Annotated in this window: 16 protein-coding genes and 1 riboswitch; of the genes, 14 read left to right on the forward strand and 2 right to left on the reverse strand. The window is 48.2% G+C overall.

The window, feature by feature from the left end:
* The first annotated feature begins 108 nt into the window (after positions 1–108).
* Positions 109–570, forward strand: coding sequence for a ferric iron uptake transcriptional regulator (gene fur / locus M3661_RS06100; RefSeq protein WP_065290817.1), 462 nt, complete (start codon positions 109–111; stop codon positions 568–570).
* Between the two features lie 124 nt (positions 571–694).
* Here fur and M3661_RS06105 read toward each other — a convergent pair whose 3' ends face one another.
* The gene (locus M3661_RS06105) at positions 695–2,125 is read right to left on the reverse strand and encodes a S8 family peptidase (RefSeq protein WP_065290818.1); all 1,431 of its coding nucleotides are present in this window, start codon (positions 2,123–2,125) and stop codon (positions 695–697) included.
* 203 nt (positions 2,126–2,328) lie between these two features.
* On the opposite strand from M3661_RS06105, the gene M3661_RS06110 reads away from it, so the two are divergent.
* The 4 genes from M3661_RS06110 to M3661_RS06125 all read left to right on the forward strand — a co-directional run bounded on the left by M3661_RS06110 (position 2,329) and on the right by M3661_RS06125 (position 5,795).
* A complete protein-coding gene (locus M3661_RS06110; protein ID WP_227774397.1) occupies positions 2,329–2,574 on the forward strand; it encodes a DUF4227 family protein in 246 nt (81 codons plus the stop codon).
* A 108-nt stretch (positions 2,575–2,682) separates the two neighbouring features.
* Positions 2,683–3,612, forward strand: coding sequence for a tyrosine recombinase (locus M3661_RS06115; RefSeq protein WP_174810510.1), 930 nt, complete (start codon positions 2,683–2,685; stop codon positions 3,610–3,612).
* A 63-nt stretch (positions 3,613–3,675) separates the two neighbouring features.
* A complete protein-coding gene (locus tag M3661_RS06120) occupies positions 3,676–4,863 on the forward strand; it encodes a phosphopentomutase (RefSeq protein WP_251482966.1) in 1,188 nt (395 codons plus the stop codon).
* A 104-nt stretch (positions 4,864–4,967) separates the two neighbouring features.
* A complete protein-coding gene (locus tag M3661_RS06125; protein ID WP_065290870.1) occupies positions 4,968–5,795 on the forward strand; it encodes a purine-nucleoside phosphorylase in 828 nt (275 codons plus the stop codon).
* Positions 5,796–5,866: 71 nt separating this feature from the next.
* Here M3661_RS06125 and M3661_RS06130 read toward each other — a convergent pair whose 3' ends face one another.
* On the reverse strand, positions 5,867–6,943 hold the full coding sequence (locus M3661_RS06130) for a hypothetical protein (protein WP_251482968.1): 1,077 nt from the start codon (positions 6,941–6,943) through the stop codon (positions 5,867–5,869).
* A 223-nt stretch (positions 6,944–7,166) separates the two neighbouring features.
* Here M3661_RS06130 and M3661_RS06135 point away from each other — a divergent pair, with 223 nt between their 5' ends.
* The 9 genes from M3661_RS06135 to M3661_RS06175 all read left to right on the forward strand — a co-directional run bounded on the left by M3661_RS06135 (position 7,167) and on the right by M3661_RS06175 (position 15,161).
* Positions 7,167–8,399, forward strand: coding sequence for a D-alanyl-D-alanine carboxypeptidase family protein (locus M3661_RS06135; protein ID WP_065290823.1), 1,233 nt, complete (start codon positions 7,167–7,169; stop codon positions 8,397–8,399).
* Between the two features lie 91 nt (positions 8,400–8,490).
* On the forward strand, positions 8,491–8,844 hold the full coding sequence (spoIIAA, locus tag M3661_RS06140; protein ID WP_021252942.1) for an anti-sigma F factor antagonist: 354 nt from the start codon (positions 8,491–8,493) through the stop codon (positions 8,842–8,844).
* Complete coding sequence (gene spoIIAB, locus M3661_RS06145) at positions 8,841–9,296, forward strand: anti-sigma F factor (protein WP_021252941.1); 456 nt, start codon at positions 8,841–8,843, stop codon at positions 9,294–9,296. The genes spoIIAA and spoIIAB overlap by 4 nt, the downstream gene beginning before the upstream one ends.
* Before the next feature lie 11 nt (positions 9,297–9,307).
* A complete protein-coding gene (gene sigF / locus M3661_RS06150) occupies positions 9,308–10,063 on the forward strand; it encodes an RNA polymerase sporulation sigma factor SigF (protein ID WP_021252940.1) in 756 nt (251 codons plus the stop codon).
* 102 nt (positions 10,064–10,165) lie between these two features.
* Positions 10,166–10,816 (forward strand): stage V sporulation protein AA, encoded by a 651-nt coding sequence (locus tag M3661_RS06155; protein ID WP_065290824.1) that lies wholly within the window; start codon positions 10,166–10,168, stop codon positions 10,814–10,816.
* Positions 10,809–11,246, forward strand: coding sequence for a stage V sporulation protein AB (locus M3661_RS06160; protein ID WP_083189090.1), 438 nt, complete (start codon positions 10,809–10,811; stop codon positions 11,244–11,246). The genes M3661_RS06155 and M3661_RS06160 overlap by 8 nt, the downstream gene beginning before the upstream one ends.
* Before the next feature lie 89 nt (positions 11,247–11,335).
* Complete coding sequence (locus M3661_RS06165; protein WP_065290825.1) at positions 11,336–12,997, forward strand: spore germination protein; 1,662 nt, start codon at positions 11,336–11,338, stop codon at positions 12,995–12,997.
* 184 nt (positions 12,998–13,181) lie between these two features.
* Positions 13,182–14,513 carry a diaminopimelate decarboxylase gene (lysA, locus tag M3661_RS06170; protein ID WP_251483257.1) on the forward strand — a complete coding sequence of 444 codons (1,332 nt, stop codon included), beginning with the start codon at positions 13,182–13,184 and terminating at the stop codon, positions 14,511–14,513.
* A 210-nt stretch (positions 14,514–14,723) separates the two neighbouring features.
* Positions 14,724–15,161 (forward strand): peptidylprolyl isomerase, encoded by a 438-nt coding sequence (locus M3661_RS06175; RefSeq protein WP_021252935.1) that lies wholly within the window; start codon positions 14,724–14,726, stop codon positions 15,159–15,161.
* 169 nt (positions 15,162–15,330) lie between these two features.
* A riboswitch (FMN riboswitch) is annotated at positions 15,331–15,489 on the forward strand.
* The last annotated feature ends 227 nt before the right edge of the window (positions 15,490–15,716 follow it).

Below are 15,716 nucleotides of genomic sequence, written 5' to 3' on the forward strand. Positions count from 1 at the left end.
CAAGAATATTGACTTTGTGCAATTCATTTGACACTGCTTGTGTTCTCCCCCTATAATATATAGAAGTGATACAAATGAAACGTGGATGGCAGGCAAGGGGGGAGACCATTGGAAGCGCGGATTGAGAAGATTAAGCAGCAACTTCAATCCCAAGGGTACAAGCTGACACCACAGCGCGAGGCAACCGTGCGCGTCCTGCTCGAGAATGAAGAAGATCATCTTAGTGCTGAGGACGTATTCATGCTCGTGAAAGAGAAAGCGCCTGAAATCGGTCTTGCCACCGTATATCGTACATTGGAACTGTTAAGTGAGCTGCATGTCGTGGAGAAGATGAACTTCGGCGACGGCGTTGCACGATATGATTTGCGCGGTGATACGAATAAGCACCATCATCACCATTTGATATGTGTCCAATGCGGCTCTATGCAAGAAATCCGTGAGGACTGGCTTGGGCCATTGGAAGAGCGCTTGGAGCGAGAATTTCAATTTTCTGTCGTAGATCATCGTTTGGATTTCCAAGGCATTTGTAAGAATTGCCGGGAGAAGCAAGCAGAAGAGCAGGCGGAGTAACCGCAAGCATCCAACAGGGAATTGAAATGGCGCTACGCTATGACAGCAGGTCGATAGCAGCGAATGAAGATGGATATGATGAGGAAGCCTCGGCAGGACTGCCGAGGCTTTATTGCTTGAGCAATTACATAATTGAAGGATTCGCAGATACCCTTCTTCTTCGCTGCACTTGCCGTTTGCGATGAGCGGCAGAGGTGCTTTTGGCGCCGATGGAGGAATGCCGCGGGACAACAGCTTGAGAATGACGGGCGGTACGTTGACGATTGCGGCGACGAATTACCAGCACCTTTGACCTGTGTTTGTGTCGGGAAGCGGCTGCAGCCTGAATAGGGATGGCTGGAGTCGAATGCGCTGATTCGAGACCCTCGCTGGCTTCTGCTTCTTGCTGAGTGGCAATAGAGAGTGAAGAGAAGGCGCGGTCTGCTTGAATAAGGCCAGATCCTTGTGAATGGCGAGAGTAGCCGTTCAGAGGCCTCGCAGTATCCATGAGCAGCTTGCGAATAAGGGAAGGTTTTACCTTGCGGTTGTGAGCAAGCAGCAATGCAGCTGTACCTGATACATGTGGGGCAGCCATAGATGTTCCTGAATTTGAGATGAATCCTTGTTTATTGCTTGTGGATACAATATCGCTGCCGGGCGCAGCAACATCAATTCCGCGTCCGCGGCTGCTAAATGTTGCAATTCGATTGTTTTTGTCAGTGGCGGCTACTGCGATGACTTCCGGGTAGCTGGCAGGCTGATCGATTTTACCGCTGTTTCTTCCTTCATTTCCAGCTGAGGACACGATCACGATGCCCTTGCGATGAGCACGTTTGACCATAGAGCGCAGCGATGCACTGGCGCCATTCAGTCCTAAGCTCATATTGATGACATCCATGTTATTGCGAATGCACCATTCCAAGCCTTCCACAATATCTGACACATATCCGTCACCAGACTGATCCAGTACCTTTACAGCATACAGAATGACCTCTGGGGCAACGCCATACTGCATACCACTTTTCCCAAGTGCAGCAACAATCCCGGCTACATGTGTTCCATGACCATTATCGTCTCTATAGGAACCTCCCTTGCGAATCGTGTTCACACCACCCGCAATATTGAGATCAGGATGAGCCGATATCCCTGTGTCGACTACGGCTACCTTTATGCTCTTCCCCTGGGATGATTTCCATACTTCTGGAGCCTGTATGCGCTTGACGCCCCACGGAATTTGCTTGCTGGAAGTAGGTTCTGCTGTAACAGAATTCAGGATCTGACTAGCAGGATAGTACGATAAGGGATAAATATGTGCCCTTACTCTCGCATCCGTTTCAATTCTGCGGACGCTGGGGTGCTTCCTCAATCGCTGCAAGGCATGATGGTTGCCGTCCATATGACAACACAGCATGTTAGCTGAACCTACTTGTTTTACTGGGGTAATGCCAAATTTTTTGAGTTCGAGTATGCATGCATTGTAGCTTTTTTCGTCTTTTAAAATGATCATTTTCCGTACAGCTTTACGATGAGGACGGCTGCTGACAGCCGCCTTCAACATGCGTGATAAGGTGCGCATGCTTGCTAGCCCTCCAGTTCGAAACGAATTTGTGCAACTTCTTAGACAAGTGGAATGGAATGCCTTGTTGTATCGTATGAGACAAATATAGAACGGTGAAATGTTTTAGCAGCGAATTTCAAAAGGGAATACGGAGAGAACCGCATATCCGAAGGCTTGGCATCATATGTTACAGGAGAGTCGAACTTGCCCAGCGGAAGGGGATGAGCAGTGTGATAGTGCCTTTGCGAGCTCTATTAAGACGAATCAAGTTTATGGCGTTATTCCTCATGATGACCTATGCGGTTGCTTATATTATGGGGGCCGTCAGTGATTGGATTTATCCAGTGGACAAGTACCGCGAGCCACATGGCAAGGCAGTTAAGGTCTTTCGCTGGGAGGATGGCTTGGATAGAGAGCATATGACGTTCACAGAACGATTGCGGTTGTACTATTGGTTGGGCGAGTAGCGAACTGTTCGGACAAGGGAAGGGATTTACACTCGTGTTGTTGAATTATTGTAGAGCAGTTGCTTAGATTTGCAGATGTGAAAGTCGCAAGGTAAGGAGTATAGTACGATGGCAGGCTTAATCGAACAACAGGTGGAAGCATACCGAGATTATTTAATACATGAACGGCGAGTGTCCTCGAATACGCGAGAAGCCTATATGCGTGATATACAGATGTTCATCGCATCAGTCGCCGACAATGTGAGCATGGTGGACGACATTCGTGCGTATCATGTGAATCATTATATGTATCAATTGAAGCGGGATGGACGTGCGGCCTCAAGTATTGCACGCATTGCGGCCTCACTGCGATCCTTTTTCCATTTCTGTATCCGTGAAGGGAATTTGAAGCTGGATCCATCCTATGAAGTAGAGCGCCCGAAGGCATCTTCCAAAGCGCCAGAGATCTTGTCATTGCAAGATACAGAGCGGTTGCTGGCATTACCCGACGAGAGCAATCCGTTAGGGATTCGTGATCGGGCGATGCTGGAGACTTTATATGCGACAGGGGTTCGAGTGTCGGAGCTTATGTCGCTTAATATGGAGGATGTTCAGCCTAAGCTGGGGTTTCTGCGCTGCATGAGCGGCAAGGAGCGTGTTGTGCCTCTCGGACAGGTTGCGGCTGAAGCGTTGGAACGATACTTAAACGATGCACGCCCTCAATTATTATCCTCCTCTTCACAGGCTGATGGATTGGAGACTACCGAGCATAATGCGCTCTTTGTCAATGTGCGCGGACAAAGGATGTCACGGCAAGGCTTCTGGAAAATGATCAAAAAGTATGCAGAAGAGTTGGAATTATCCTTTCCCATTACGCCCCATACGCTGCGGCACTCGTTCGCTGTTCATATGTTATCGAACGGCGCGGATGTCCGTGCAGTGCAAGAAATGCTCGGACATGCAGAGCTTGCGACCACACAGCGGTATGTGGAGCATATGAGGAAATCAAGTATGAAGGATGTATATACCTCCGCCCATCCAAGAGCGAAGAAGAAATAGCGGGAGTATGGTTCAAATCTCCTTAACATAATCTAAGACGGAGAAAGAGAAGGAGTGGTAACCATGGATAGAGGGAGCAAGCAATTTGGACGCATTGCAGTTATTGTTCTGGACAGTGTTGGCATTGGGGAACTGCCGGATGCATTGCAATTTGGTGATGCGGGTACACATACCTTGGGACATATCATAGAGCATAAACCGAGTATCAAACTCTCGAATTTACAGCGCCTTGGCTTAGGCAATATCGCCGATCTTGGCAGCTTGAAGGCTGCCGAGTGCCCAGAAGGCGTATATGGTAAGATGGCGGAGATTTCAGTCGGCAAAGACACGATGACTGGTCACTGGGAACTGATGGGACTTCGTATTACTTCACCTTTCAATACGTATCCAAATGGATTCCCACAAGAGCTGATTGAAGCATTCGAGCAAGAAACAGGCCGCAAAGTGTTGGCCAACAAGCCGGCGTCAGGCACCGAAATCCTAGATGAATATGGCGAGGAGCAGATGGCGACTGGATCGTGGATCGTATATACATCTGCGGATAGTGTGTTCCAAATTGCCGCCCATGAGGATATTATTCCACTTGATGAGCTATATCGCGCTTGTGAGATCGCCCGGAAGCTGACATTGTGTGAACCGCACACTGTCGGCCGTGTTATCGCACGGCCTTATGTTGGCAAGCCAGGTGCATTCACGAGAACGCCGAATCGCCATGATTATGCAATCAAGCCCCCGGCAAATACCGTGCTCAACCTGCTGCAGCAGGCAGGCAAGGACGTTATTTCGGTGGGGAAAATTAATGATATCTTCTCGGGAGAAGGGATAAGTGCTTCTTATCCAACCAAGAGCAATGCGCATGGCATCGACACGACGATCGAGTTGCTAGATCAATCATTTGAAGGGCTGCTGTTCGTCAACTTAGTGGATTTCGATTCATTGTACGGACATCGTCGTGATCCGGCAGGCTATGCGAAGGCATTGGAGGAGTTCGACGCCGCCCTTCCTAAGATGATGGATAGAATCGGGCCAGATGATTTATTAGTCATTACGGCAGATCATGGCAATGATCCGACACATATGGGGACCGATCATACGAGGGAGTATGTTCCACTTCTGCTGTACAGCCCTTCCCTGCATGCAGGTCAATCTCTTGGGGTTCGTACCACATATGCAGATTTGGGTGCCACGATCGCAGATAATTTCCGAGCAGGGCAACCTCAAGTAGGCACTAGCTTTTTGCATGAACTGTAAAGGGTATGGGCAACAATGGGGAACAACACATTTTGAACAGCATGATGAAGACGATGTTACAACCGATCGATTCTGATCGGACAATGATGAATGGGGGAAATAAGATGAGCAACACAATTACACACGATCATATTCAAGAGGCAGCGACTTATATCCAATCTAAGATTAGTGATACGCCTGAAGTAGGTTTGATTTTGGGATCTGGACTAGGTGTGCTGGCAGATTTGGTGGAACAGCCTGTAACGATTGCATACGGGGACATTCCGCATTTCCCTGTATCGACTGTAGAAGGCCATGCGGGCGAGCTTCTGATCGGCAAGATCGCAGGCCGTACGGTAGCGATGATGAAGGGCCGGTTCCATATGTACGAAGGATATGGACCAGAGCTAACCGCATTCCCGGTTCGCGTTATGAAGGCGATTGGCGTATCCAAGCTGCTCGTAACGAATGCGGCAGGCGGGATCAACACTTCCTATAAGCCTGGGGATCTTATGCTCATTTCCGACCATTTGAACATGACTGGGCGCAATCCGCTGATTGGTGCGAACGACAACCGTCTTGGGGTACGCTTCCCCGATATGTCTCAGGCGTACAGCCCGCAGCTTCGCCAGAAGGCGAAGGACGTTGCAGCTTCGCAGGGTGTTGAACTGCAGGAAGGTGTATATGTCGGCTTTCTTGGCCCGAACTACGAGACGCCTGCGGAAATCCGCATGCTTCGTGTGCTAGGTGGCGACGCTGTAGGGATGTCGACGGTATCCGAAGTAATTGTTGCACAACATGCAGGCATGGAAGTGCTCGGTATTTCCTGCATCAGCAACATGGCGGCGGGCATTCTGGATCAGCCATTGTCGCACGATGAGGTCATGGAGACGGCAGAGCTCGTTCGTGACCAATTCCTTAAGCTTGTTATCGGGATTATCCCTGTGATGTAAAGGGAACCTATTATGTGAAAAAAGGCCGCTGCATGGCTGTCCGTTGATCGGGCAGCAGCAGCGGCCTTATCTTATGGTTCCAGCAATATAAAATTAGCGAGTCCATTCGAAGAAGGCAATTGTATAACGTTCAATTCGATGAGCTGGTCAGTCACATAAGTATATAAAAAATGATAATACCAAATAAAATACTCCTCGAAGGAAGTTTCTTCAGCGAAAGGAGAGGCGTGATACGCTTGAACTAGCATAGAACGATAATCCTCGAACAGTCTGATTAAATCCGCCGTAATAAGATTGGCAATGCGATGCAGTGCTTGATATTCCTTGTTGTTCAGTACAGGGATCATCAGCTTGCCGTTCTTCCACAAATGTAACTGCTCCAAACCCTTTCGTATCTCACTGTCAATCGAACCGTTGCCAGATGAGCTTTGAATAATGTGATCGATTATCGTTGGAATTGCAGCCTTATTTTCCGATAATGAAGGGCCAAATAAAGTACATGCCTGTTCCTTGCTGAACAGGGGAAGAAGAGGCTGATTGTATCTGTTATTCCCATACGCGCAATAGTATGCCGAACCAATAGGAACACAGTGGTTTCCGTAAATTCCGAACGGCTCTAGCTGCTGATCAGCATGTTTTTCCAACAAACCATAGTAATAGTTCTTTCCATTGCGAGACGGTCTGTCGGACTTGAGGAATAACTGTTCCACATAGTCGATTTGCACGAAATCTAATAATACATCGCTCATTATAAATAGGGAGAGATCAGCAAATTCAAAATTGTGCAATGCCGGGATCTTGAAAGTCTCTTGCTGGATTTGATTCGCGTTGTGCTTGATTAGAGATACGATGTCATTTCCGATTGCGATGCTAAGCTGGTAGAACTGTTGCCCCGCCTCATGTGAGATGACAGGAAATGTCGGAACATATCGCCCCTCTACTTTTTTGGCGAGACCTTCACCATAGAGCAGATCGATGCTCTTCTTCCACTGTGCCTGCGAAATAGAGAACTCCTTCATTAGCTGTTCCTCTGAATAGCCCAGATGCAGCCCGATACAGATGCGATCAAGGTTATCCTTAGTAAAATCAAAATCCGGGAAATTCAAACCCCTCGAGATCATTTTGTGTTCAAATTGCGACTGAAGCATGATGTCATCCTCTCTCGTTGTGTACTGCATTTCATTTTCATAGGCTATAAATTTATTTCGTAAATTTTTTCGACATCGTGACATGATAAACCTTTCAAGTTCTGCTCTATCTTTCGATAAGAGTGGAATATTTTGCTTCTGAAAGGTAACACTGGATAGAAAGTGCATCCTGCGCATGTAATGCGCTCAGAATGTACGCTATTTAGATAGGAGGGGACAATCTGTGAACAAATGGCTGTGTGCTAGCCTTAGCTTTTTATTCGCTGCCGCTTGTATATTGCCTTCTTCGGCGAACGCATCTTATGCACGGGCAGACTTGCCGCCTTGGACAAATTCAGAAACGCCAAGCCAAGCAACATCCTCAGCTGCGCCGGAAGCCCAACTGGCGGATAACGCGCGCTCAGCGGTGCTTATGGATGCGGACACGGGAACGGTGATTTTCGAGAAAAATAGCCACGATCGCCTTCCGCCAGCAAGTATTACGAAAATTATGACGATGCTGCTTGTCATGGAAGCCATTGACAAAGGAAAGCTGAAGATGACGGACAAGGTGGCAACAAGCGAGTATGCCGCGTCTATGGGCGGATCGCAAATCTTTCTGGAACCGGGCGAAGAGATGACGGTTGAGGAAATGATGAAGGGAATCGCAATGGCCTCAGGCAATGATGCATCGGTTGCGATGGCTGAGAAGATCGGCGGCTCCGAGAAGGCGTTCGTACAAATGATGAACGATAAGGCTGCAGAGCTTGGCATGAAGGATACACATTTTGTGAATTGCAATGGCCTCCCTGCTGAGAATCATTATACGTCAGCGCATGATATTGCCTTGATGTCGCAAGCGTTGTTGAAATATCCGAATGTAACGAAATTTACAGGAGCATATGAGGATTATTTGCGACAGAACACCAGTAAGAAATTTTGGCTTGTCAATACGAATAAGCTTGTACGGTTCTACCAAGGTGCAGATGGGTTGAAAACAGGCTTTACTTCAGAAGCTCGTTATTGCCTGTCTGCGACAGCGAAACGGGATAATATGCGTGTGGTAGCTGTTGTGCTTGGCGAACCGAATACGAAGACACGCAATGCAGAAGTAACGCAGATGTTCGATTATGCCTTCGCTCAGTATACGAATGTTCCGCTGCTGAAAAGCGGAGATAAGATTGGTGATATTCGTGTGGAGAAAGGGATGGTCGAAAATATTGAGCTGAAGGCTCAGCGTCCATATCATGTTTTGCTCAAAAAAGGCGAGGGCACTGACAATCTTCGCTTCGAACTGGAAGGTCCGAAATCTGTAAAGGCGCCAGTAGCGGCAGGTCAGTCGCTTGGGAAACTTGTCGTTTATCAGGGAGATAAGAAGGTTCGTGAATATCCTGTCGAATCCACCGAGGAAATTGCGAAAGCTGGCTGGTGGACACTCTTTAAACGTACGTGCGGCAAGTTGTTTTTTGTCAATTAACGGCGTGCAGCTTCTAGTTTTGTCGTCAGGCAGGAATTGGTTATCCCATTGACGAACTGTATCGGCATCATGGGGAGGAGAGTGAAGCGCCATGAATCTGCAGGTGGAATTGGAACACCAGCGCAACGTATTGATTACCCGTCTGAGAGGGGAACTGGATCATCATACGTCTGAGTACGTACGAATTCAGCTCGACGAAGCGATTCAACGCAAGCAAGTGAACCATGTCGTGCTAAGCCTTCGTGATTTGACGTTTATGGACAGTTCGGGTTTGGGGGTCATTCTAGGAAGATACAAGCAGATCAAGGGACGAGGCGGCAAAATGGCGGTATGCGATATGAATCCCGCGGTACGACGTCTGTTCGAATTGTCTGGCTTGTTTAAAATTGTGCATGTTTACGATAATGAGCGCAAAGCGCTTAATGGGTTGGAGGTCGTATCATGAGTGTACAATCAGACACGAACGTAATGACGCTGCAATTTTCCAGTCGTTCCGAGAATGAAGCATTTGCCCGTGTGGCTGTTGCAGCCTTTGTATCGCAGCTGGATCCGACAATGGACGAGCTGACAGATATGAAGACCGTAATCTCTGAGGCAGTGACGAATTGTATCATCCACGGATATGATAATGATCCTACTGGGATGGTTACGATTTCAGCGGTTATTTCCGGTGAGGAGATTATGCTGACCGTATCAGACAATGGACGAGGCATTGAGGATCTTGAGCTTGCAAGACAGCCGCTGTATACGTCGAAGCCGGACATGGAACGCTCTGGCATGGGCTTCACGATCATGGAGAACTTCATGGATGAATGCGAAGTAACTACCGAACTGGGCGTGGGTACGAGCATCCGCATGAAGAAGCGGATTGAATCGAAAAAAGCGCTCTATAATTAGGGGTTGAAGCCATGGAAGCTGATTTGAAGCAGTCGTCGCCCAATTATTTGGATGACGCGGAAGTGAAGCGTCTGATTGCACTCAGTCAGACAGGTGACTCGCTAGCGAGAGAAACACTTGTCAATTGCAACATACGCCTTGTCTGGTCCGTCGTTCAGCGCTTTATGAATCGAGGATATGATCCAGATGATTTGTTCCAGATTGGTTGCATCGGATTGCTGAAATCTGTTGATAAATTCGATTTATCATATGACGTGAAGTTCTCGACTTACGCAGTGCCGATGATCATCGGTGAAATTCAGCGTTTTCTGCGTGATGATGGAACGCTGAAGGTGAGTCGATCACTGAAGGAGATGGCGAACAAAGTTCGCAAGACGAAGGATGAGTTGTCTAAGCGGCTCAATCGGCTTCCAACGATTAAGGAAGTTGCAGCGGAGCTTGGGGTGTCACCGGAGGATGTTGTGTTCGCACAAGAAGCGAATAAACCACCGACATCCATTCATGAGACGGTATTCGAAAATGATGGTGATCCAATTACGTTAATGGATCAAATTGCCGATGATACGCAGGACAAATGGTTTGATAAGCTTGCGCTGAATGAAGCGATAGAAGGCTTGAGTGAACGGGAGCAGCTTATTGTCTATTTGCGGTACTATCGGGATCAGACGCAATCTGAGGTTGCCAGTCGCCTCGGAATATCGCAGGTGCAAGTGTCGCGGCTGGAGAAGAAAATATTGCAATCCATCAAAGCCCAGATCGCTCAGTGAGCTAGAGAGGGTATGAGGAGCGAACCGCAGGGAGATGTCCTTGCGGTTTTTTTGCTGTCTATTCAACCATACTAACACTATGGAGGAAGGAGGGGGATGAACATGGCGACTTTGGATGAGTTGCCTGATTCCGGCAGTACCTGCTATATCCGGCTGCGCAAGCAATCTTCGGTCAAGCCGGATCATCCGATTCGACTAAAGGATGTAGCTGAGGTCATTGCAGACGATGCATGGTACACGAAATTAAGAGAGCTTGTGCTGAAGGAACCAAAGACAAGCGACGGTAACATGATATTGATTGACATGATGCACATTACGAGGGCAATTAAGGAACTGTGTCCGAGAATGACCATAGAATGCTTCGGCCAGCCGCATACATTAGTTGAGGTTGTGACGCAGGTGAAGAAGCCAAATATCGCCCTAATTGTTCTTGTCTGGCTGCTGCTGTTCTTCGGTTCTGGCTTAGCGATCATGAACTTTCACGCCGATGTAAGCATGCTCCCTGTACATAAACGAATTGTAGAAATGCTTACGGGTCGGAAGGATGCGAATCCATTTTGGTTCCAAGCCTGCTATTCCATTGGCATCGGTCTTGGGATGGTCGTATTTTTTAATCACTTTTTCCGCAAGAAGTTCAATGAAGAGCCGACACCGCTTGAAGTTGAGATGTTCCTATATCAGGAAAACTTGAACCAGTACATGATAACCGAGGAATACAAGCGATTGCGCAAGGAGGATCTGAAGCGTGACTGAGACTTGGCTGTATGGTCTTGCACAGCTGCTGGCATCGTTCGCGGGAATCGCTGGCGGGATTACGGTTGGGGGCGCGATGGTGGCATTATTTGTCGTGCTTGACATGCTTCCACGGCTAGCACAGCTTACTCGCTCCTTCCACTGTTCGTATTGGTTTGAGTACGCCATTATTGCGGGCACGCTGTTCTTTACCGTAACAGATTTATGGAGTATCCGATTCTTCTATGCGGGATGGTTCTCTCCATTCATCGGACTGCTGGATGGAATATTCGTGGGACTATTGGCTGCAGCGCTGACGGAGGTATTGAATGTTTTTCCGATATTGGCGAAACGGCTTGGTATGACACACGCGCTCCCTCATCTACTGACCGCTATGGTAATTGGCAAGGTTCTTGGATCTTGGTTCGACTGTTTTAAATACCCGCATTGAGTTTGAAGTATCTGTGTTGAATGATGAGAATCTCGCAATGAAGGATATGCCAATACATTGCGATTCTATAAGAAGGAGGATATTGCCCAATGACAGAGCAGCAAACTGAACAAGAATCGTCGCACAAGGACGTACTTTCCCCTCCTAATTCGAAATCACTGAAAGAGCAGTCTGAGGATGGGGGCAATCATCAGCATGCATCTGAGCAAGGCAGCTTGCATGACAGAAAAAAGCAGCATGAGAAGTCCGATACGATAGAAGAGTCCATCATCTATTGGCAGGACAAGGACGAAATCTCCAAGAAGCTGGACGAGACGAAACGAACGCTGCAACAGGTAGTCGGACTGGGGGAGTCGTTTGATATCGTGCTGCGCGAGATGGTCTTTGGCGAGCGGCGGGTGGGTCTGTTCTATGTGAATGGGTTTGCTAAGGACGAAGTGATGACGTTGATCTTGTCCCGCATGTCTTACTTGGATAAGGAAGAAATGTCGCCGAACGCGCTCAAATCCTTGTTCGAACGCTACATCCCTCATGTTCAAGTAGAGCGGGAGAATAAGTTAAGCAGCGTCATTAATAAAGTGCTCGCTGGCAGCAGCGCTTTCTTTATTGATCATGAATCAAGTGCGATTATTGTGGACTGCAAGACTTTCCCTGTGCGGGGTCTTGAAGAACCGTCGCTCGAGCGGGTGGTTCGGGGTGCACGTGACGGATTCGGCGAAACACTGCTCACGAACGTTACCCTTGTCCGACGCCGCTTGCGTGATCCAGGGCTTATGTATGAAATGGTGCAGGTGGGGCGGCGTACCCGTACTGATGTGTGTATTGCCTATATAGATGATATTGCTGACAAGCGTCAAGTGGAGTCGGTTCGTAATAAAATAAAAGCGGTGAATGTGGATGGTCTGCCACTGGCCGACAAGCAACTGGAGGAGGCGATTATCAATAAGGCGTGGAACCCTTATCCGCTTGTACGATACTCGGAACGCCCGGATGTCGTCGCTTCCCATTTGATGGATGGCAGCATTGTCATATTTGTCGACACTTCTCCATCTGTCATCATTTTGCCGACGACGTTTTTCGACTTATGTCAGCATGCAGAAGAGAATCGACAAACTGCATTTATGGGAACCTATTTGCGGAGTGTGCGCTTCATCGGTATTTTTGCATCGCTCTTCATTCTCCCATTGTGGCTGCTGCTCGTTATCGAGCCGGGATTAAAGCCTGCCGCCCTACAAATTATTGGACCGCAGGAGACAGGGAAGATACCGCTCATTTTCCAGTTCCTCATCGCAGAGCTCGGCGTGGATCTCATGCGAATGGCGGCTGTTCATACTCCGTCGCCGCTTGCGATAGCATTGGGCTTGCTAGCTGCGATACTCGTAGGTGACATAGCGGTCAAAACGGGAGTGTTCGTCAATGAGGTTATTTTGTACATGGCTGTAGCTGCCGTAGGGATGTTTGCGACACCGAGCTATGAGCTGGCGCTGGCCAATCGAATAGTGAGGCTCGTGCTGCTTGTTGCGGTTGCACTATTCAGAGTTCCCGGACTCGTCATTGGTACAACCGTTTGGCTGCTCTGGCTAACCCTGCATCGCTCGTACAATGCATCATACTTATGGCCGTTCATTCCGTTCAATGCCAAAGCGATGTACAATATCATCGTGCGACAGCCATTCTTGCTGATAAAGACGCGCCCTAGCTTGAATCAGACGCGAGATAATACAAAGATGCCGCCAAGAACGAAGCGATAGCTTCAACGTTTGGAAGGCAATGTGTTTGTCCCTTGACAACCTCTATAATGCAAATGATGGACGGAAAAATCCATTCTTTCATGATCGAATAAGCTGATATACTCGATGTAATATTTTCACCAACAATTGGAACAACATGAGGGGATAGACATAGAAGATCGAGTGGGAGTGGGGAGAAATGACGATGTACTTACACGGAACGAGCAAGATTAATGGGGATGGACATTTAGAAATTGGTGGTTGCGATGTAACCGAATTGAAGCAGCAATTTGGTACTCCGCTTTATATTTTTGACGAAGCATTAGTCAGAGAACGCTGTGGACAATACATGGAAGCATTTCGCGAGTCAGGGTTAACCTTTCAGGTTGCATATGCAAGCAAAGCATTCTGTACAACAGCAATGTGCCGACTAGTCGACCAAGAGGGGCTGTCGCTAGATGTTGTATCGGAAGGGGAATTGTATACAGCCTTGCAGGCTGGATTCCCAGCTCAGCGAATCCACTTCCATGGGAATAATAAGACGCCCGAGGAGATCGAAATGGCGCTTGATGCCCGCATCGGCTGCTTTGTTGTTGATAATTTCACTGAGCTGAAGCTGCTGAATGCGATTTGCCAAGAGCGCAATCAGTACGTGCCTGTGCTGCTCCGCGTTACACCGGGGGTTGAGGCACATACGCATGAATACATTTCGACAGGTCAGACGGATTCGAAGTTTGGCTTTGACATCGGCAATGGCACGGCGCTTGAGGCTGTGCGTCATGCGGCGGATGCAACTCATTTGGAGCTGCTGGGCATCCACTCGCATATCGGATCTCAAATCTTCGAAACTGAAGGATTCCAAATGGCGGTTGAACGCGTTGCACAATTTGCTCGTGGGGTGAAGGAACAGCTAGGGATCGCATTCCGGGTTGTGAACTTGGGCGGCGGCTTTGGCATCCGCTATGTAGAAGGGGATACGCCTCTGCATGTTCGCGATTATGTAAAGGCCATTACAGATGCTGTAAAGCAGCATTTTGCTGACATCGGAGAATGTTTGCCTGAAATTTGGGTAGAGCCAGGCCGCAGTATTGTTGGAGAAGCGGGAACAACACTGTATACAGTTGGCTCTGTGAAGGATATTCCAGGCGTGCGCAAATATGTAGCTGTTGATGGAGGGATGACCGACAACCCTCGACCAGCGCTGTATGAGTCTCGTTATGAGGCACTGCTTGCTAACCGTGCGACTAATGAGTACACGGAGACAGTGTCGATAGCAGGAAAATGCTGCGAAAGCGGCGATATGCTGATTTGGGATGCTGTGCTTCCTGCCGTCCAGCAGGGCGATCTGTTGGCTGTGTCCTGCACAGGTGCGTACAATTATTCGATGGCAAGCAACTATAACCGTATTCCAAGACCAGCTGTCGTGTTCGTGCACAACGGGGAAGCGGATATTGTTGTACGTCGTGAGTCGCATGAAGATATCGTGCGCAATGACTTCATTCCAGCTCGTCTGCGCAAGGAGCCAGCGCTGAAATAGTACGGGATGTGACGATTGCAAGCTCGCGGCAGCAGTTGAATTTCATATCCGAAGTTACACCAGATATGGAAACTATTACATCATCCGATTATCTGTCTTGTCGTGGCATAACGATGAGGCAGAAATCGGGTGTTTTCTTTTTGTTAAGAAATAACGTATAATCGGATGAGCAAGCGTGAGCATTGTACATATGGAAGGAGACGATACATGATGAGCAAATATGCATTGATTGAATTGGAAAAAGGCGGCACGGTGAAAATCCAGCTCCATGAGCAAGAGGCACCAGGTACCGTTGCAAACTTTGAGAAGCTGTCCAACGAAGGTTTCTATAACGGCTTGACATTCCACCGTGTTATTCCGGGCTTTGTAGCGCAAGGCGGTTGCCCGCACGGAACAGGTACAGGCGGCCCAGGCTACACAATCAAATGTGAGACAAAAGGCAACCCGCACAAGCATGAGCGTGGTGTACTTGCGATGGCGCATGCCGGCAAGGATACAGGCGGTTCCCAATTCTACATCACTTACGATGCATTCCCTCACTTGGATGGCGTGCATACGGTATTTGGCAAAATTGTAGAGGGCATGGAGCATGTAGATGCTGTTAAGCAAGGCGACAAGATGAAGCAAGTTACAATCGTGGAAGAATAGAAATAATTGAGGGAAGGCGTGTATGCAGCTTGGCTGCTGCACGTCTTTTTTATTTGAACGCATCTGAATGGTTCCATGCGGTGAAGCGACACAAGTTGCATTTTACCAGGTCAGGTGGTACACTTCTAAGTGCAACATCTTAGAAACTAATTTTATAGCAATACGAATGACAGACCTTCAGGGCAGGGTGAAATTCCCGACCGGCGGTGATGAACTATTCTTGCGTGTGCAAGGTGTTCTTAGTCCGTGACCCGGGTGGATTCGTCCACACGGTGGATCTGGTGCAACTCCAGAGCCGACAGTATAGTCTGGATGGGAGAAGGGGCGTCAGGAGAGAAGAACTCGATAATTAGTTCTTTCAAGTTCTTATTTTCACAATTTCATGAGCATTCCAGGCGAAATGGACGGCGAATACCTGCGTAAGCGTGAGGTTTTCTATTCATCTATCGTCGTATTTGACATATGCGAAATCGTTGCAGTTTGCTGAGAACATCCTTGTTGTCGGTTTTATTTGTCATATACAAATGGAAATTATGCTTATGTGCGTCTATTGTG

This window comes from Paenibacillus sp. MER 180 (assembly GCF_023713665.1).
Lineage (GTDB): Bacteria > Bacillota > Bacilli > Paenibacillales > Paenibacillaceae > Paenibacillus_B > Paenibacillus_B suaedae.